Source organism: Pedobacter mendelii (assembly GCF_014635725.1).
GTDB lineage: Bacteria > Bacteroidota > Bacteroidia > Sphingobacteriales > Sphingobacteriaceae > Pedobacter > Pedobacter mendelii.
Genome location: NZ_BMDJ01000014.1, coordinates 1 through 18,777, shown reverse-complemented (window position 1 = coordinate 18,777; position 18,777 = coordinate 1). Strand labels below are relative to the sequence as shown.

Here is an 18,777-nt window from a genome sequence, read left to right as displayed (position 1 = left end):
GTTTGGCGGTGCCACCATACAGCAGCATAAATTCTTAGAGGCAGGAACATCCGTTTTTTGCTGCCTCTTGTAAACATACAATTTAAATTAAGATGACTCCTTTCATCCAGTTTTTAACGGCACTACACCCCCTATCACCGGCAGCAACAATTTTTATAACCAATGCTACAGAAACCATTTACCTAAACCGGGGTGAAACACTTTTCCCTCGGGGCAAAATCGCACACAAATTTTGTTTCATAGAATCAGGTTCGTTAGCAGCTTACAGGCCTTCGGAAGAAAAGAATATAGCAACACGCTTCTGGCTCGAAAACCAGATTGTTTTTTGTACAGATAGCCTGGTTAATAATCAGCCCCTAATCGAAAAAATAGTCGCATTAGAAGAATGTAAACTTAACTGCATTTCATTTAATAAATTTCAAACTATTATTACCCAGCACATTCATTTCTGTAATAATATTTTGAAAATAGTGGCAAATGAACAAATCCATTATATGGAATGGACATTTTTAATTTGCACCAGTACCTACGAAGATCGATACCTTTATTTCAGAAAAAATTATAATAAAATATTCAATCTAATTTCAGCAGAAGCAATCGCCTCCTCTCTAAATATGAGTGGCTCTAAACTTAGCCGACTACGAAAAATGAACCATTAAATTTATGGTTTACTTTAGCTTTAGTCTTTGCTCTTTAATCTTCACCTACAGAAAAGCAAACTTTGGCTACAGCAAAAGAAACACAAACAATCAAATCTAACTTAGCTAAAAGGATAAGGCACCTTATCCTTATTAATTAACCTTAAACTTTTTCAGTTGCTTTTTCAAATGCAAACAAGCAGCAAATAATTATGAATGTAAAAAAATTAACATTCGGGATGGCTACTGTTTTACTTGCTGTAGCTAGCATTACAAGCATGAGTGCATTTACTCAAACGGGTAAAGAAAATGAAAGCCATAAACTTGGCGCATTTTACAAGTATAAATTAACCACCTACACAGAATCCCAAATCAAGTTAGCAAGCAATTACGAACGTGCTGAAGAATCGTGTTCCGGTATTCAAAATGTTTGTGGTGTTTATCTTGATACGGATAATGGAATTTCGTCACAACCAGATGTATCAGAGTTTAACGACATCAAGAATGACCTTTGGTTATCTCAACAAGCTCATTCACCGGCCTCATCTGAAATTGCTATGCGCAACTAAAAGTGTAGATATCGGCGATTAAAATCGCCGATATCTTTTATTTATGGGTTTTGTTCCATCCCACTTAGCATTATTACAGTTTTATCAATAGGTAAAACATATCGCTTATCGTTTGGACTGAGTGTATAAATGTTCCCATTTATAGTTCTTTTTAACGTAATGGCGCGCTCACTATCCAAATTCAAACGTTTTAAATCTCCCCATCTTAAGTTTCTGAAAAGCAACTCCTTCCTTCTTTCCAACAATACGGTGGTCAACGCTTGTGCCTGGTCTAAAAATATAAATGGTTTATAAGAACCAGTTTTAAATCTTTGCGCCAACAATCTGTTTAAATCTGCTGCCCCCTCAGCTAATTTTCCCATTCGAATTAAACATTCTGCTCTGTTGAGCAATACCTCGTCGAGTGCAATACCACTAAATAACACAGCCGTACTTAATCCTGTATAATTTCCTTTGAATGCATAGGTATTATCAGCATTCTTTTTAAAAAAGATAACCTTTCTTAAATCATCATTAGAATAGCTTGCGTATAACGACGCATCAACTTTCGCCTTTGTTTGTGCTAAAATTGATGGTACAGCACTACGGCAATCATACAATACTTCATCATTAAATTGGCTAAACGGAATTGCTGATGTAGCAGAAATTTTATTATAATCTAAAACAGAGTTGTACAATTGAAGACAAGAATCGGCATATAGTGCGCTTTGGTCATAATTACCCATCAAAAGGTTAATTCTTGATATCAAAGCATATCCAGCAGGTTTTGAAGGTAAATATTTTGCTTTTGCTACGATAGGCAATAATGGCAAAGCCTTTATTGCATCATTTAAAATTTGCTGATAAGTATCCCCAACATTTGCTCTCACACTTTTTGCTTCTACATTGGTAACTAACTTTAAAGGGATGCCGAGCGCTTTAGCTGTATTTACACTATAAACAGGTGCAAAAAGTTGCGCTACAGCTAAATGGTAATATGATCTTAAAAACAAAGCTTGTCCATGCAAAATATCTGCATCTCCTTGTAGTTTTTCATCCAAATTTAAAGTAGGAAGCGTTTCAATGATGAGGTTTGCATTAAAAATTATTTTGTAAGGGAAACTCCACTCACTTGATACTTCATCATATTTTTGCCATAGATAAAAACTTCGTTGCTTATCTGGCGATGATGCCCAGCTTGCATCATTTAAATAATAATTATCCGCACAAATCTCTCCAAGTGCCGGATATTGTGCATTCATAGCAGAATAGTTGTCAAGTATCCCTTGCAGGTCTGTAATTTTATCTGGTGTAGAAATTCGCTTATTTGGCTTTTCTTCAAGATACTTCTTGCAGGCTATATTAAACATCGCAAGTAGAATCAATATAATCGGTAGTATTTTAATTTTTATCATAATTGATTGGTCTTTTTTTAAAAATTAGCTTTAATACCTGCTGCAAAATTGACACGGTTCCTAACCTGATAAATTACATCAGGGTCCAATTTCAATTTGTTGGCACGCCAGAGAATTAAATTAAGTTGGTTGGAATACAGATAAAAAGTTGCCTGTTTAATAATATGAATTTTGGTCGGCTTCCATTGGTAGCTTAGATATACATCCTCTAACCGAATATGGTCGCCACGTTCAACATTGATGTCCGAAAGATTGTAAAAATTATCACGCATCGCATCCGCTGGATAAATCATCGAGGGAACATTGGTTTTTAATTCATCCCCAGGCTTCTGCCATCGTTGTTCAAACTCAGCAAATCCGTTGCTATTTTGGAATGTACCGGTATAATTCAGAGAAGGTCTCCTAAAATAGTAGCCAAATTTATACCTTACGTTTAATGTTAAACTCAGGTTCTTCCAACCGAAAGTATTTCGTAAGTTACCAAATACGGGTGGAACCGCGGTTCCATGCACAACCTGTTCAGTCAAAGGATTTAGTGCTATCGCATTGTAATCTGTGCTAACTTGTCCTTTTACATATCCTCTTGGATTTCCATTTGCTGGATCAAGTCCTGCCCATTTATAGCTTACAATTTCGTAGGGGTTATAACCTAACACAGGAAATACAATCGCTCCATCACTTACAAAGCCGTCTGTCCCAAATGGATTTTCATTACCAACTACCTTATAATCCACATAACTCAACAACAAACTACTTTGCCAGTTAAAGTTCCCTTCAACATTTCTGCTATTTAATACTAAATCAAGGCCTTTCGCTTTTATTGCTGCAGAATTCAGATTGACATAACTAAATCCTGATGTTGCATCTGTATAAACGGTGTTCATTAGGTCAAAAGAATATTTATTAAAAACATCTACACTCCCTGTTAACCGATTCTTTTTTATTCCAAAATCCAAACCAATATTGGTTTGTTCGGTTTGTTCCCATCGTAAATATGGGTTAGGCGGTGCGCTAACAGTTACATATGCCTTATTAATTGGTGAACCAGTTGCAGCACTATATGTGATTCTCGTAAGTGCTGAGGTATTGTTATTTACATTACCACTAAAACCATAAGAAAAACGAAGGCTTAATGCATTAAGCCAATCCATAGCATAAAACGGCTCAGAATCTATTTTCCAAATACCTCCTACCGACCAAAGCGGTACCCAACGCTGGTTAGTTTGAACACCAAATAAATTTGATGCATCCCTACGGATACTTCCGGTTAAAGTATATCGCTGTTTATAAGTATAGCCTGCATTGGCGTAAACAGACACGTATCGATTAAGGGTTTCAGATGGTATTCCCGCAGCGGGTATATACCTGCTCGAACTTAAACTTCTGTATGTAGGGTATGCATTAACATTGTCAACAGGCACACTATTAAGTGTTTCAGGATTGTAGCCATAGAGCATTATATTATCTGTGCGCTGATTAATTTGTCTTCTTTCGGCACCTATAATTCCACTAATGTCATGTTGACCCCAACTGTGATTAAAATTTAATTGTGCTCGTATTGAAGAACTTTTTTTATCGGTATTCGCAGTTCTGAATATTCCACCACGGGGCAAGTTGTATGTTATGTTGTTACTGCCAAGTACCGTAAAACGGTTAATTAAATCTCGAGTATAGTATGTGGCTTCACTATTGTATTGTGGTGCTTGTTCATTACTTTGCTGGTATTGATATTTTACATCTGCACTTAACCATTTACTAATCCGATAATTACTTCCAAGATTTAACAAAACATCCCATAACTGAGTAGTCCTATCGCTATTATTCAATTCCTCTAACGGCCGATATTTCCAATCCAACAATCTCCCATTTCCAACCGTATCGGTAAATCCGCCTCTATAAAACAAATTAACTGGTAAAGCATTACCTGCATCATCAGCAAGCCTTCCATAAGCCGCCAGGCTGCCATCAGAACTTCTAAAGGCTCCATAAGCACCTTGGCTATTCTTATCACTATTGCTACTGGTTAATGATATCCCTGCCTGCAATTTCCAATTTTTATTCAAAGAAATGTTATTGTCACTTCGCATGGTGTAGCGTCTATCCTTGTTTCCAACTAAACTATTTAAGTTGTTATCTACCCCACCTGATAGCCTGTAATTTAGCGCTCCGCTATTTCCAGCTAAACTTAAGGCATACTGCTGCGCTACAGCATTTTGGTATAGGTATTTCAACATGTCATCACGTACATCTTGCTGGCTTAATTCTGCCAATTTTTGTTGTGCTAAATCATTTGTGATAATGCCGCTCCTACTATCGTTCAATACTTCGGCTACTTCGGGTATAAATGGATTACGGAAATCTGAAAAACGATCGTCATAATAACCATTATCGAATAGCATTTTCTCAAGGTCAACGGTTGCCTTAGGGCTTAGCTGGCTGGCCTTAAAAATATCCGGTTTGCCCTGCACATTTATACTTGCATTGAAATCAATCTGTAAACCTGTCCCTATTTTCCCCTTTTTACTGGTTAAAACGATAACACCATTACCCGCTCGCGCACCCCAGATAGCACTCGCAGCTGCATCTTTCAGTACCGTAACACTTTCAATATCATTAGGGTTTATATTATTTATATTCCCTTCGTACGGAAAATTATCCAAAACAATTAAAGGCATTCTGCTAACCGGATCTAAAGTACCTAATCCTCTAATCTGGTAAGTTATACCATCACCAGCTCTCTTATCTACTTGTAAGCTACTGGTTATATTTTCCAATCGCCCTAAAATATCTGGCCTTACACTTTGATTAAGTTGTGCCTGCTGTACTTGATAAAAAGATCCGGAAGCACGACTCTTATCTACAATTTGATAGCCTGTATTTATATTTACCTCCTCTAATTGCGTTGATGAAGTGTACATAATAATATTTAAAGCCTCTTTTGTAGGCAATATGATATTGGTATCAATAGTTTTGTACCCCACGTATTTGAAACTTAAACGATATTTTCCGGCAGGTATTTTTATATTGTAATTGCCCTCATTATCTGTTATTACCTTTGTTTGCAGGTTGCTGGCACTTATTGCAACTCTACTAATGGGTAAACCGTGTTCATTCAAAACAGTACCTTTCAAGTCTTGTGCCTTTATGGTTACATGAAAACATCCTATTAAAATCAGTATAATATATATCCTCATGTTATTGTCCCCCCCTCTTCTCATTAATTTTCCTACGGAGGTCTAAAAGACGCTTTCGCTCCAACACCAATGTCTTTATATCTTCCGGATGGAACATGGTATGCTGTGTAATTCCTTCTAAATATTTATCACCTGAAATAACCACATAGCTGGGTAATGATGTTGTGAGGAACAATTTAGCAAGTAAACTATCTTGTACAACTGTTGGTAAATCCCCAAGCTGCAGATCATTTTTTGCAAAAACCTCCTTAATGTTTTCTCTGGTATCACGTGTACTTGCCTTATTTACTAATACAATTTGTAAACCGTCAAACAAGCTATCTTGCAACTGGCGCAATTTTGGAAATCCTTCTATACAACTTCCACACCATGATGCCCAGAAGTCAAATACAATTACCCTCCCCTTGTATTGTTCTAATGTTTCATTAACAAATTTGCCACTTTTGTAAAATGACATTGGTGTATTCCAAAGTAAATCAGGTACTGGCGCACCAACTTTTACAGGGCTGATATTTAGCAATTTATGTTGTGCTTTTACCGGAAAGTTTAAGCATAGCAATCCCATTACGGCAAAAACCGTTATTTTTTTAATCATATCTTTAAATTTTTTTTGTTGGGTTTAGTTAATTTCAATTTCCTTCAAGCACGGGCATTCTAAACGATACCTTTTGTCATATTAAGCGTGTCGAAAGAAAAAAGCAAAGCCCTGCTTCCTCATAAGCATTATTAATTAACCTTAATTTTCAATATAAATGAGTAACACAGGGCTTGCCAATAACTAAACCGGATTTTTAGGCTTTAAAGCATACAAAAAATCAAACGGACACCTAATGGGATGACTAACATGGTAGGAATGTTTGGGTTGAAAAATGAACACAAAAGCAAATACCACTTCGGGATGAAGCAATTTTAATAATTGTACATGTTTTACCTTTTGTTTCATACTCGTATGTAAATACGAGTCTTACATGAATGCTAATACCTGTGGGGCTGCAAACCATAACCACCTTAAAGTTTCTGACGCCTTACGTTGAAATGGAATTACAGCAGCACCCACAGTTATTTCAATGCACAAATATAGCACATCCAAATAAGCTATGGGTATCAATCTGCTGTCTTGCTTCAACGGCGTCAGATTTTTGTGGTTGCAAGACTCTTATTAATACCTAATTATAAACGAATATAATAAAACTTAATAATATACCAAATTTGGAATAACAAATTTTTATCTAAAATGAGATTTTGCCTACATGGCAGAGCAATACATTGATGAACAGACATTAGTTATTATTAGAGAAAGATTATGGTCGGTCTCAAAAGAAAAAAAAATTACTTTGGAGGATGTAGAAGATAGAACTGGTTTCAGCTACAGTCAGGTATATAGAATTATAAGAGGTAAAAATAACATGTCCGTAAGCGGATTAGTTGCCGTCTGTCGTGCATTGGAATTACAACCAAAAGAACTGTTTGATTTTGAGATTAAAATACCCAAATACCAACCAGTAAGAAAAATAAACAAAGCTTAAAATGGTATATTTTCACTATGGTCTACTCTGGCGCAAGCGTCTCGTTTATGACTAAAAATATATTCAAAATACTAGGCCTCGCTGGTCCACGCCTTCGCTGGCGCACGCGTACCGCGTGTGAATGAATTGCAATAAAAAAAGAAATTATTAAGAGCGATAGTACAAATTCTAAATAAAGCAGATATAGATAGTAAGTTTTGCAATGTTATACCAAATAGATGTGTCTACGTTAAGCTGGTTCGAGCCTGCAAGATTAAAATTAGCGATATAAAAGGATGCCTGTTTTGGTATAATCACAATAAGCCAGTTGAATTGTTGAAATTGGTATTTTTGATGGTTTTTGTTGGCTTAAATGCATAAGCGAAAGGTGTGCGGCAGAAAAGGAGAAAAAAATACAACTGTGGACGATTTACATATAACTTTTCCACTTCAGGTGAGTTACTTGATTTTGCGATGTTGTAAATTTTAAATTATCATTGCGCAATCTATCTTAAGTATGCAGTATTTAAATCAAATATCTTCAAAAGGAAGATTACACCAAATACTAAAACAAAGTAGATTGTATCGTTTGTTTCGAATATTCCTTTAATTCAGCTTGCTCAATAAGATTTACCCTGGTTGGTTTCTCCAATAAACGAATGGCATTATCATAGGCTTTAAACAGACCTCTGCTTTTAGGCTTTGCCAGAATAACATCAAATAAAAAATTGTTATCTGATGCATAGCCTTGCAAGTCTTCAAACTGGCCAAAGTACTGGTAAGCTTTTCTTTGTATGGATTCGGGTTTTAGGAGATCAAAGCTGAGTGGTTTAACCAAATGCAAATCACTCTTTCCTTTCCATGCAATGTCGAATTTTAGCGCAGAGTTATCATTGGGTTTGATTTCATAATCAATAAACAGTCTTTGAGTTTCTTTTAATGTTTTGTGTTCAGGTAAAAACTCTTCTAAAAATCCTTTATACTTTTTAAGAAGTGAGGATTCATCAACTTTTCTTAAAGGATTTTCGTTGTGCCTGAAAACCGAAAAATAAAGATTATACAACTGATTGGTTATGTGTTGTAAATTTTCTGTATATAGAACTGCTGTTCTAAAATTTCCAAATTGCAATGCTGACGAATCGGGAGCAAGAAATTCTTCGTCCAAAAACTGCTGTAAGGAATTCTGCAAGCTGTAATTGACAAACGTTTCCGGCTGTTGGTTTAATTCTTTGGTTCTCGCTGCAAAATACTTATGATATGATTTGATTGTTTTTTCCGGAACATCAGGGTAAGCAAAGCGCAAGCGGATTAATTTTTCAGGATAGATAAATTCTAATCGATTGAAATCAGGAAAATATATAACCAGCCCGATATTTAACACCTCACCTAATAATTGAGAATGATGGTATTGCAATAAGGCATATGTAAAGGTTCCTTTATTCATGATATTAAATTTAACAAAATCCTGGAGAACTTGTTCGCGTTTTGTTTGAGGGTATAAAGATACTGAATTAGCAGTTCATTTTGACCAACATAAATGTCATAAATTGCTAATTGCTTTAGTAGAGATTCGACTTTTGAAATATCAAGCCTGCTTAAAATCTCTTCAAAGGTATCAAATAGCATTTTTTTAGTCCCTCGGTATTCTTTTAGTTTAGCATAGAAAATATGCTTAAGGTAGATTGGAAACCATGAACTGTTATGGTATGGCTCCATTACTGCATTGTATCCATGTTGGGCATCGCCATCCAAAAAATGAAAGGTAAGCTCGTGGTCAATCAGGATAAAGCCATCATCATCCATCATTAAGTTTGATTTCTTTCTGTAGCCACCCCGATCTTGATTCATAATCATACAATCGAAAGCAAAAATCATGGCGCAGTCATCGATATCAAACACACTACTTTTAATTTCCGGAGTTACAATAGAAGCGTTAACCAACCTGCTGCAAAAAGTGAATCCTTTGTGCTTCGTTTTTAACTCAGCGTTAATTTCAGGCTTTAATGTGCTGACAAACGGAACATCGAAGGGATCTACGAGATACGCATCTGGCGTAACAAGATCGAATTCCCTTGCCAGCATATTGCAGAGAAATTCCTTTCCGATACTATTACTATCTACAATATGTTTTTCTTTAAATAATTTCAAAACACAAGGAATCTCATCTGGCGCTGAAACTGATGCATCGATACAGGTAATACTCCAGGGTTTAGTTGAACCGCCCTTATGCATATAGTCATCAAATCTTATTGGCCTCAGTAGCTTCAATGTAAATATTCTATTTAAATAGTTACCTAATTTATATTAATTTTCTGATAAGCAGCAATGTTTGTGATGTAATAAAGTTGAAAGACCCCTCGCTGGCGCACGCGTATCGCGTGTGAGAAAAACGAGCGGCCGAGTTTTTGTTTTAAAATAATGCCTAAATCTCAAGAGGTTATTTATTATTATCAAAAATCAGGGTTATAGCAGTCCTGGTTTTTATTTTACGGTTGAATTTTTGTACCCGGCAGCAACCGAAAAGTAGTAAGCAGAACATTTTAGCCCCCGATGGACGCGTAAAGCCCGCAACGCAGTGAGGACTTGAAGCAAAAGCGGGTCTGGAGCTTGCCGAAGGATTGCCAGCCATTGCGCTTCAAATAAAAATATACCAGCATCGTATTTGGAATCGGCAGCAGCCTAAATTACCTCTTGGGGTAACATTTTGTATTGATAATACAGCCTCAAATACCTAGGATAAAATAAAAAATGGTAAGCCATTAATTGTAAACCAAAGCACCTGCTTTTATCATGATTTGTATTGATTATAGCCTTGTTATAGCTGTAGAATGTTCATTATTTTTTTAAAGATTTCGGTATTCGGGTACACACCACGAAATTCATCAGCATGTGGGCCATAGGCAAACACTGGTACCATGATGTTGGTATGGTCATCAGTACTGAAATGCCCCGTAATTTTTCCCGCTTTTGTTTCGGCATCTAAAAGCGTCAATCCGCCGGTTTCGTGGTCTGCCGTAATAATAACAAGGGTCTCCCCGTCCTGGTCTGCAAAGCGCAGTGCAGATTCAATCACTTTGTCAAAATCATGCATTTCCGTAACAACATATGGCAGATCGCCCGCATGTCCACCATAGTCAATCTGTGCACCCTCGGCCATAACGAAAAAACCTTTGCTGTTTTTATCCAGAATGTCAATCGTTTTTAAGAGTGACTGTTTTAAAATATCTCCACGTCCTTTCAATACCGGGCGCATCTCCTCATCTGGTAGCAGAACCAGCTGTCTTCCAGAACCATGCGTTGAAAAATCAGCGAAGTTTTCGCTCAACGCAAATCCGGCCTGTCTTAACAACTTTATAAGATCGGTATTTTTGTTTTTCAAAAAAGCGGCCTGATTGGAGCCAACCAGAATTTCTACCTTTGAATTCAGCAAATCGCCGGCGATCTCATTGCTCATGGTACGCTCTGTCCGATGTGCATAAAATGCCGCCGGGGTTGCATCGGTAATATCACCAACGCTAATCACACCGCTTTTTATCCCGAAACCATAGAGCGTATCAACTAAATTGGTCTTCTTTTTACCGTTTATTCCCATACCGATATAACGGTTGTTTGTTTTCTCCCCTGTCGACATTGCCGTAGCTCCAGCCGCCGAATCGGTGTTATCCGAATTGGCGGCTTCCGTTTGAGAGAAACCAATATTTTTAATCCTGCAGATGTTCAAATCACCATGGTTGGCAACCGAGGCCGCATGGATCTGTGCAAGTCCCATTCCATCACCAATCAATAAAATCACATTTTTCACCTTCCTGTGCACCCCATCAGATTTGTAACTGGGTACATAAACCTGGTATGGGGCCGGATTGGTATAGCTGACCTTATTTCGATGGGCCAAAAAATCATCCAGCTGAGTCGGGTGATCTGTATTGATCCAATCCACACCTAGGCGCTCCAAAACAATCCAAGTATTCGGGTTGTCTGCAGTAGCCCAAAACCTAAATGGCTTACCTAAATTGTGGGCATCACTAACAATTTTATTAAGCTTAGTGAAATCCGTCGGCGTAGGCACCCCTTTCCCATTCCAAACTGAATATTTTTTTATATCCTGGCTAATCATCGCAACATGCTTCAATTCATCAGGAGCATATTTTATTTCAGGCCTTCCATCGAAATAAATATAATCAGGCCAATTTTTAAAGTTAGATGGAACAGGCATATCGCCACTGATTACAATTTTAATCGCGTTGGGATTACTGCTCGCATCAAAAATATCACCAAAGTCTTTCAGCTCATCAATGAGTTTCTTCAAAACGTTTATGTGATCCTGTTTGATATCGATAACCAGCTGAAGTTTTCGGTCAGCATTTTTAAAAGCATGCTTATTGTTCTGTCCGAATAGGGAAACTAGCGGAGATAAATAGAGCTCTCTTAATGTTCTTCCAGCCCTAATCTCCGAACTTTCATGTGCTACAAAAAGTGCCCCATCCTTTAAAAAAACATCCGCTTCAATTGACCCCATTCCAGAATAGTATGCCTGCAACAGCGGAATATCCTGATGGTAATCGTTATGGCTATGGCCCATTGGAGCAGGTTTGCTCTGCGCCCAGATAGTCGAAGGAAAGATTGTTAATATAGCCAGAAGGATAAAGGATGTAATTTTCATTGATGGTAAAATTTAATCAAAGCTAAGAAAACAATGTTGCCTTAACATTAACAGGAGCTTAAAAATAGGCACCTATATCCCACCATGCGGTTTGGAAAACACAGGCAGACATCCCTGGTATGTGCAATTATATGCCCAAATTTTCCAGATCATGAAAACTTAATTCATCTGGGATTTTAACACAACCATATCTTATTTACCTTAGCGTTATGTTTTGGTACGAAGAAGAAGTCAAATCGATTGAAAAAAGGAACAAGATGGATAGATCCAGCCCAGGCATTATCTTTTATGGAAGTTCATCTCTCCGGCTTTGGGATACCCTCGAAGAAGATTTTTCGAACCATAAGGTAACCAACCTCGCTTTTGGTGGCTCAACGCTGGCGGCTTGCGTGTGGTTTTTTGAGCGGATTATGGCCGGCTACAAACCCAAAATGCTAATTGTTTATGCTGGCGACAATGATTTGGGGGATGGCCGAAACCCTGAAGAAATCTTTATATTCTTTCAGCAACTGGTGATAAAGGCTGCCCTGAGTTTCGGACAGATCCCCTGTTTTTTTATTTCACTCAAGCCAAGTTTGTCTCGCTGGCAAATGGCCGACCAGTTTAAGTACACCAACAATTTAATAGAAAATGAGATTATAAAACTGAACGGAAACTGGAAGTTTATAGATGTATTTAAAAAAATGCTCGATAAGTCTGGCCATCCCGATCCAGCTTATTATCACCCTGACGGACTTCACTTAAGTCGGGCGGGGTATCAGTTATGGAAATCGATTATAGAGGCAAAACTGGTTTAATCATCACGGAAAATTAATACCGGGCTAACATTTAAACCGTACTTTTCTCCAAAGTTTAAACCATGCACAGAGAGTACCATAAATGGTTCAGCAGCAGTCTCCAGCGGGACATGGAGCTGCTGATTTTCGGATATAGCGGAAGAGCCGTTCTTTTCTTTCCAACACGGATGGCAAGGTTCTTCGATTACGAGAACTGGGGGATAGTTGACTCAATCCATCAGCGGATCGACGCAGGTGAGATTCAGCTGATCTGTCTGGATAGTATAGATGCAGAAAGTTTTTACAATGAAAATATTTTTCCGTCGGTCAGAATCGCAAGGCACATTCAGTATGAAAGATATATTCTCGATGAAGTAATCCCACTCGTCCATTCAAAGAATAATATAGCCGAGATAGAAGTTGCAGGTTGCAGCATGGGTGCTTACCACGCAATAAACATAGCCATGAAATATCCCTGGCTATTTAAAAAAGCAGTTGGAATTAGCGGCCGATATGACCTGACGGATGCACCAGGGAATTTCAAGGATCTTCTGAACGGATTTCGAGATGAGAATTCGTATTTTAACATGCCGTCCCAATTTCTCGCAAACCTAAACGACGATAATCTTCTAAATCATTTAAGAAAAATGGAAATTATTCTTGCAGTAGGCGAAACAGATCCGTTTCTGAGTGGAAATCATTATATAAGCCGTTTGCTCTGGGAGAAGGGGGTACAAAACCACCTACATACCTGGGATAGTAATGCACACCGTCCGCATTACTGGCGTAAGATGGTACCACTTTACATTTAAAATAACTGTTTATTGTATTTTACTCTCGAATATTTTCCAGCCTGGTATTAAGAAGGAACAATAGCATAACAATAACTTAACATAAAAAACTCTTTTAATCAGGCAGTTATCCTGTTATTTGGGGAATTCAGAAATCACTTCTGCAACAGAGATCAAAAAAAACATGCACACCTTTTGTATATCACTACCTTTTATTGGCAGTACCGACTTGAGTATGCCTTTAACAATCATATTTCTCGTTTGCCTGCTCGCTGTAGTAGGCTTTGAATTTGTAAATGGTTTTCACGATACGGCTAATGCAGTAGCAACGGTAATTTATACTAAGGCACTCAAACCGGTTATTGCTATTCCCTGGTCTGGTTTCTGGAATTTTATGGGGGTATTTACCGGTGGAATTGCCGTTGCGATGGGTATATTAAAACTTGTTCCCTTAGATGCATTAATGAATCTTCCAATTGGTGTAGGTGCCTGCATGGTATTAGCTGTGTTGCTTGCTTCAATCGCCTGGAATTTGGGCACCTGGTATCTTGGCATTCCCTGTTCCAGTTCACATACCATGATCGGGGCAATGATTGGTGCCGGACTGGCCTTTACCTGGTATTATGGTGGAAAAGGCGTAAACTGGGGGAAAGCCGAAGAAATTGGACTTTCACTAATACTTTCTCCGATTATTGGCTTCGGCCTGGCCGTACTCCTCATGTATTTTTTAAAGCATGTAATAAAATACCATGCCCTTTTCCACATTCCACATGGCGAAAACGACAGACCCCCACTGCTTATAAGGGGACTACTCATTACCACCTGTACACTGGTCAGTTTTTTCCACGGAAGCAATGACGGGCAGAAAGGTGTCGGTTTGCTCATGCTGATTCTGATTGCATTTTTACCAGCACGGTTTGCCGTCGACCACAGTATACCCGATAGCAAAATACTTTTCCAGCTCAACCAAACAGAGCAGCTAATCAATCGCATAGCCGCTGCTGCAAAAGGAAAAAGACCAGATCTCCCAGTGCTGATCGGCAAGATAGAACAGGCCAAAATCCACTTGGCCAAAAAGAATGAGACCGATAAGAAGGGAACCTATAAATTCCGCAAGCAGATAGAGGAAGTAACGGCTTCGATAGGGATTGTTGAAAAAGACTATACGCTATTTCTAAGTAAAGATGATGCCCGGCTCCTTTCCAAAAATCGGCAGGAACTCACCAGGCTCTTTGAGTTTGCTCCACTCTGGGTTATTCTGCTTATTTCGATATCACTAGGCCTGGGCACAATGATCGGATGGAAACGAATAGTGGTTACAATCGGTGAAAAAATCGGAAATGAGCATCTAAATTATGCTCAAGGGGCCACTTCCGAAATCGTTGCAGCATCTACAATTGGACTAAGCACAGCTTTCGGACTTCCAGTGAGTACCACACATGTATTATCAAGTGGCATTGCTGGGGCTATGGTGGCATCAGGGGGAAGAGGAAACCTCAATAATAATACTTTAAAAAATATCGGGCTGGCTTGGGTTCTCACCCTTCCTGTATCCATTATTTTGGCTATAGCTTTATTCATGCTTTTCCATCTCTTCGTTTAAAATAGTTTTTGTTAGATTTATTTATTATCACGAAATGAAACAGATACTCGTTGCTACAGATTTTTCTACCAGTGCATCCAACGCATTGGCTTATGCACTCTCCATAGCCAAAATACTTAAAATGGAAGTTGTAGCCATTCACGCAATCCATCCAACGGAGGGCATAAACAACAGCACCTACAATGCTATTTTTATTGAATCATATTATAAAAATAAGAGAGAAGCGTTAAAGGAGTGGACCGAGAAAATAGTCACAAAAGAGGGTTTCTTAGATATTAAGGTGGAGACCCGATGCGAAGTCGGCTTTTTAAAAACAGTAATCAGCAGATATTTAAAAGCAAAACCCGTAGAGTTACTGGTTATGGGCATTACCGGCTCAACAGGAATTAGCGGCATTGTAGGTAGCAATGCCAGTATGGTAGTTACCAAAATTAGAATCCCTACACTGATTATTCCGATGGAAAGCAATTTCCCAAGCGCTCCGATAGTTACCCTTGCCACGGATTATCAAACCAAACTCTCTGCAAAAGATGTAAATGCACTGAACGAAATGCTTAAGGCCTCAGCAACGAAAAAGATGCAGGTGCTTTATGTAACCGAAAAATCGGATGATCTGCATATCCAAACTGGTGAGAAAAAAATCCGCGAACTTTTACCGCATACGGAGATCGAGTTTAATTATATCAGAGACAATAGTGCACCAAACGGAATTATGGATTTCATTAAGAATAACCATACGGACATATTATGTTTAGTTAAACACCATCATAACATCATTTACAGGCTTTTTACCAGCAGCACGATAAACCAGGTCATGAACCGATCGGTCAAGGCCATTCTGGTACTTCACGAATAAAAGGATCCTAATTAGAAAAACCTATCCATTTGACCCCTTCTCGCCAATTTATTAATATGCAGACAATCAAAAATTTACAACAAATCTATTTCCGGTAAGACGAGGTCAATCTAATCAGGTTTATCCACCTTGTTACTAAAATCATCAATTAACCTACTTTGAAAATTTGAACTTGTTTTTAAATACTTTTTTTAGCGATATCTTTATTACGCCATTAGCGCCCTTAGCACCATAAATTGCCGTAGCCTTTGCATCTTGTAAAACTTCTATGTTCTCAATCCAGTCAGGCGAGATTTCATTCATTCTGGAAGCATCAATAATACAGTTTTTATTACCGGCAAACACCAGGTAAAGTGGCTTTCTATCTAACGACACGCTAGAAATACCGCCCAACATTATCTTACGCTCCGCGATTAACTGAACAATAATTTTGTCATTTATATTTGTCTCCACGCTCGAATAGCCCCCTAAACTAAAGATAAACTTAGATAGCATATCCTTATCAGTCGTGCTGAACTCAAATCTACCATTCAAGTCCGTTATTGCCAGCACATTTTCATACCCTTTTCTCCTAACTTTTACGCCCACCAATAAATTACCACTTAAATTATCCACTACCTTTCCGGTGATGACAATGTTTACAGGAGCCAGTGTATCTGTTAAATCCATTGGTGCTGAAGGAAATTTAGACGCTTGGTCATTCTGCACCACTACGGGTTTTAAATTTTGTGCCTGACTAGGATTAACAACAAATGCTCCAAAAGCCAACGGCATTAGCCAATGCCAGTTTATCTTAACCGAAGGTAAAACAAGCGCTCTATTTAGCTGACTAGCAAGTAACCGTCCACAAATATTATCATTTTTATGTCGGAAGAAGTCAATTAATTCCTCGTCCGATTGAGTGGTAAGATCAAGAATATTTTTTTCACAACGGCCACAATGATGTAGCCCATCTGCTCGTTCAATATCACTCCATTGCTCAGTACAAGGTTGAGTCAGTAATAACTGTATGCGTTTCATATTTCAGGTTTTAAACAGGATGCAACAAATTCTAATATTCCATAATAATTATGACCCTATCCTGAGATTAGGTATCAAACTCGCCTGGCAGCTTGAACCATGAAAGAATTTATTCTTATTGAAAAACAGATATTTATTAATTTTAAAAACCTAAAACCTGCTAAAATGAAAAAACCATTAATTCTGTTTTTTACGCTTTCTATTTTTACTGCATGTTATGTCTAAAGTCTGGACAAATTCGACTGAACCTTGTAGAATTGCAATCTAATGCAGCGTTGATCCTTGCCAGTTTAACAATTGTATCCAAGGGTCGATAAAAAATCTATGTTAAATATGGCACATCAAAAAAGGCTATCCACTTAACCTCGACCATTTTCTGCTAAGGGCGATAGATAGCGGACACTCGAGCAAAAGGACCATGACCGAAGAAGAATTCAGGAAACCGCTTGCCGAAAAGGTAGATAGTGTTAAAATGGATTTCGTCAAGGCCCATATCTCCAGGTTCATAAGAAATCCTCAAGTACTTGAAATCTGGTCGCCCGTTTACTTTCATGACCTTACAGCAAAAATGAAGATAGAGCACGGCAAAGTCTAACCAAAGCAACCATAAGAAATTAAGGTGATATGGAAATTTCCCCACGCCCCTCGTCAATTGCCCCCTTTACTGTCAGTTAACAATATAATATTCATGATAAATTTGAGTTAATTTCTGCAGTTTTGGAACATTAGCCAGCAAACCAATGGAAAGGATCGAACTGACACGAACAAGCTCTACGAGCTTCATCTGGGACGAACCGGTAAGCAAACTTATCGAAAAATACCCCTTCGCAGGGGCAGAACTGCCGTTTGCCTGCAATGGAGATCCCGATGCCCGACAGCAGCTACTGATCAAAGTTCCAGTTTGGCAAGTCAGATCCATGGCCAAAACTTCTCCTAATTTTTTTTGGCTACTTATTTCCCGATACAGAAAGTAAAATAATACTGATTATCAGTTAGTTAAATTATTTAAGATACAAATTCGGTACAAAAAAAATTTAAGGTTTATTGCTATTACCATTTTGCAGATTTTTTAACCTGAAATATTAAGCGTAAATCTCATAAAACATAGTAGACTTCCATAATCAGCTTAATTTTTCGCTAAGAGTTCATTTATTGAGCCGATAATGTGGTAAGTCCTTTCTTGCTCGCCATAGCCTAAATGTGAGCTAATCCACTCATCAATGTATTTATTTTCAGCTAAGGTCTTAAACTCGTTTAAAAGGTATGATTTTACATTGTGTTCCGCCCCTACTATTTCCAACCAAATTTTACTTCTGTCATTAAGAACGTAAACAATATCTTCAAAATCAGTACTCCACCTGCCATCATTTTTTCCTCTATCTTTAAATGCTTCCAGCTTCGTTGCTAAAAAATAAGGAGGACTAAAAATATTAATCTTATAGTTTTCATTTATCACATGCTCCATAGCATACTTATACCCTTCAACATACCACTTATTTGCAAAGCCCAGAATATCTTCAGCAGTTGGCATCACATCAACAACAACTCCCTTTACTTTATATCTACAAATCACCCCAGATTCAACATCATTCGAAAACCCTTTTAATCTCAATTTTTCTTCAATTTCTGTGTAATCGCTATAATGTTGGATAAACCGCTTCAAATTGACCCCTCTTCGCCAATCTAAAAAGTTCCCCTTAGCCGAGTTAATTTGATAAGGTTCGCCAAAGGAAAAAGACCCCTTTGCGCCAATCCAAATTGACCCCCTTGA

The 18,777-nt window shown here is 37.9% G+C and carries 16 protein-coding genes; 8 read left to right on the top strand and 8 right to left on the bottom strand.

Annotated features, from left to right (window positions below):
• Positions 1 to 92 precede the first annotated feature (92 nt).
• Both IEV50_RS18280 and IEV50_RS18275 read left to right on the top strand, forming a co-directional pair.
• On the top strand, positions 93 to 659 hold the full coding sequence (locus IEV50_RS18280) for a Crp/Fnr family transcriptional regulator (RefSeq protein ID WP_188417133.1): 567 nt from the start codon (positions 93 to 95) through the stop codon (positions 657 to 659).
• A 257-nt stretch (positions 660 to 916) separates the two neighbouring features.
• Positions 917 to 1,207 (top strand): hypothetical protein, encoded by a 291-nt coding sequence (locus tag IEV50_RS18275; protein ID WP_188417131.1) that lies wholly within the window; start codon positions 917 to 919, stop codon positions 1,205 to 1,207.
• A 41-nt stretch (positions 1,208 to 1,248) separates the two neighbouring features.
• On the opposite strand, the gene IEV50_RS18270 is transcribed toward IEV50_RS18275, so the two are convergent.
• The 3 genes from IEV50_RS18270 to IEV50_RS18260 are packed head-to-tail and all read right to left on the bottom strand — an operon-like array spanning position 1,249 to position 6,390.
• Positions 1,249 to 2,601, bottom strand: a complete 1,353-nt coding sequence (locus IEV50_RS18270; RefSeq protein WP_188417129.1) for a RagB/SusD family nutrient uptake outer membrane protein — start codon at positions 2,599 to 2,601, stop codon at positions 1,249 to 1,251.
• 17 nt (positions 2,602 to 2,618) lie between these two features.
• Positions 2,619 to 5,795 (bottom strand): SusC/RagA family TonB-linked outer membrane protein, encoded by a 3,177-nt coding sequence (locus tag IEV50_RS18265; protein WP_188417127.1) that lies wholly within the window; start codon positions 5,793 to 5,795, stop codon positions 2,619 to 2,621.
• Position 5,796: 1 nt separating this feature from the next.
• A complete protein-coding gene (locus IEV50_RS18260) occupies positions 5,797 to 6,390 on the bottom strand; it encodes a TlpA family protein disulfide reductase (protein ID WP_229746793.1) in 594 nt (197 codons plus the stop codon).
• A gap of 655 nt (positions 6,391 to 7,045) precedes the next feature.
• On the opposite strand from IEV50_RS18260, the gene IEV50_RS18255 reads away from it, so the two are divergent.
• Positions 7,046 to 7,321 (top strand): helix-turn-helix domain-containing protein, encoded by a 276-nt coding sequence (locus IEV50_RS18255; RefSeq protein ID WP_188417118.1) that lies wholly within the window; start codon positions 7,046 to 7,048, stop codon positions 7,319 to 7,321.
• Positions 7,322 to 7,865: 544 nt separating this feature from the next.
• Here the strand turns inward: IEV50_RS18255 and IEV50_RS18250 are convergent.
• From IEV50_RS18250 to IEV50_RS18240, 3 genes are all read right to left on the bottom strand, one after another.
• Complete coding sequence (locus IEV50_RS18250; protein WP_188417116.1) at positions 7,866 to 8,744, bottom strand: DUF3037 domain-containing protein; 879 nt, start codon at positions 8,742 to 8,744, stop codon at positions 7,866 to 7,868.
• Complete coding sequence (locus IEV50_RS18245) at positions 8,741 to 9,568, bottom strand: HipA family kinase (RefSeq protein ID WP_188417114.1); 828 nt, start codon at positions 9,566 to 9,568, stop codon at positions 8,741 to 8,743. The genes IEV50_RS18250 and IEV50_RS18245 overlap by 4 nt, the downstream gene beginning before the upstream one ends.
• Before the next feature lie 547 nt (positions 9,569 to 10,115).
• Complete coding sequence (locus tag IEV50_RS18240) at positions 10,116 to 11,960, bottom strand: alkaline phosphatase (protein WP_229746792.1); 1,845 nt, start codon at positions 11,958 to 11,960, stop codon at positions 10,116 to 10,118.
• A 257-nt stretch (positions 11,961 to 12,217) separates the two neighbouring features.
• Between IEV50_RS18240 and IEV50_RS18235 the strand changes: the two genes are divergently transcribed.
• The 4 genes from IEV50_RS18235 (at position 12,218) to IEV50_RS18220 (ending at position 15,986) form a co-directional block, all read left to right on the top strand.
• The gene (locus IEV50_RS18235; RefSeq protein WP_229746791.1) at positions 12,218 to 12,757 is read left to right on the top strand and encodes a GDSL-type esterase/lipase family protein; all 540 of its coding nucleotides are present in this window, start codon (positions 12,218 to 12,220) and stop codon (positions 12,755 to 12,757) included.
• Positions 12,758 to 12,819: 62 nt separating this feature from the next.
• A complete protein-coding gene (locus IEV50_RS18230; RefSeq protein WP_188417109.1) occupies positions 12,820 to 13,548 on the top strand; it encodes an esterase family protein in 729 nt (242 codons plus the stop codon).
• A 118-nt stretch (positions 13,549 to 13,666) separates the two neighbouring features.
• Positions 13,667 to 15,130 (top strand): inorganic phosphate transporter, encoded by a 1,464-nt coding sequence (locus tag IEV50_RS18225; protein ID WP_229746790.1) that lies wholly within the window; start codon positions 13,667 to 13,669, stop codon positions 15,128 to 15,130.
• Positions 15,131 to 15,164: 34 nt separating this feature from the next.
• Positions 15,165 to 15,986, top strand: coding sequence for a universal stress protein (locus IEV50_RS18220; RefSeq protein WP_188417107.1), 822 nt, complete (start codon positions 15,165 to 15,167; stop codon positions 15,984 to 15,986).
• A 153-nt stretch (positions 15,987 to 16,139) separates the two neighbouring features.
• On the opposite strand, the gene IEV50_RS18215 is transcribed toward IEV50_RS18220, so the two are convergent.
• Positions 16,140 to 17,006 (bottom strand): hypothetical protein, encoded by an 867-nt coding sequence (locus IEV50_RS18215; RefSeq protein ID WP_188417106.1) that lies wholly within the window; start codon positions 17,004 to 17,006, stop codon positions 16,140 to 16,142.
• Positions 17,007 to 17,424: 418 nt separating this feature from the next.
• Here IEV50_RS18215 and IEV50_RS18210 point away from each other — a divergent pair, with 418 nt between their 5' ends.
• Positions 17,425 to 17,601, top strand: a complete 177-nt coding sequence (locus tag IEV50_RS18210) for a hypothetical protein (protein WP_188417104.1) — start codon at positions 17,425 to 17,427, stop codon at positions 17,599 to 17,601.
• Positions 17,602 to 18,132: 531 nt separating this feature from the next.
• Here the strand turns inward: IEV50_RS18210 and IEV50_RS18205 are convergent.
• Positions 18,133 to 18,777 (bottom strand): hypothetical protein (locus tag IEV50_RS18205; RefSeq protein WP_188417103.1); only part of this gene is annotated, 645 nt, incomplete at its 5' end.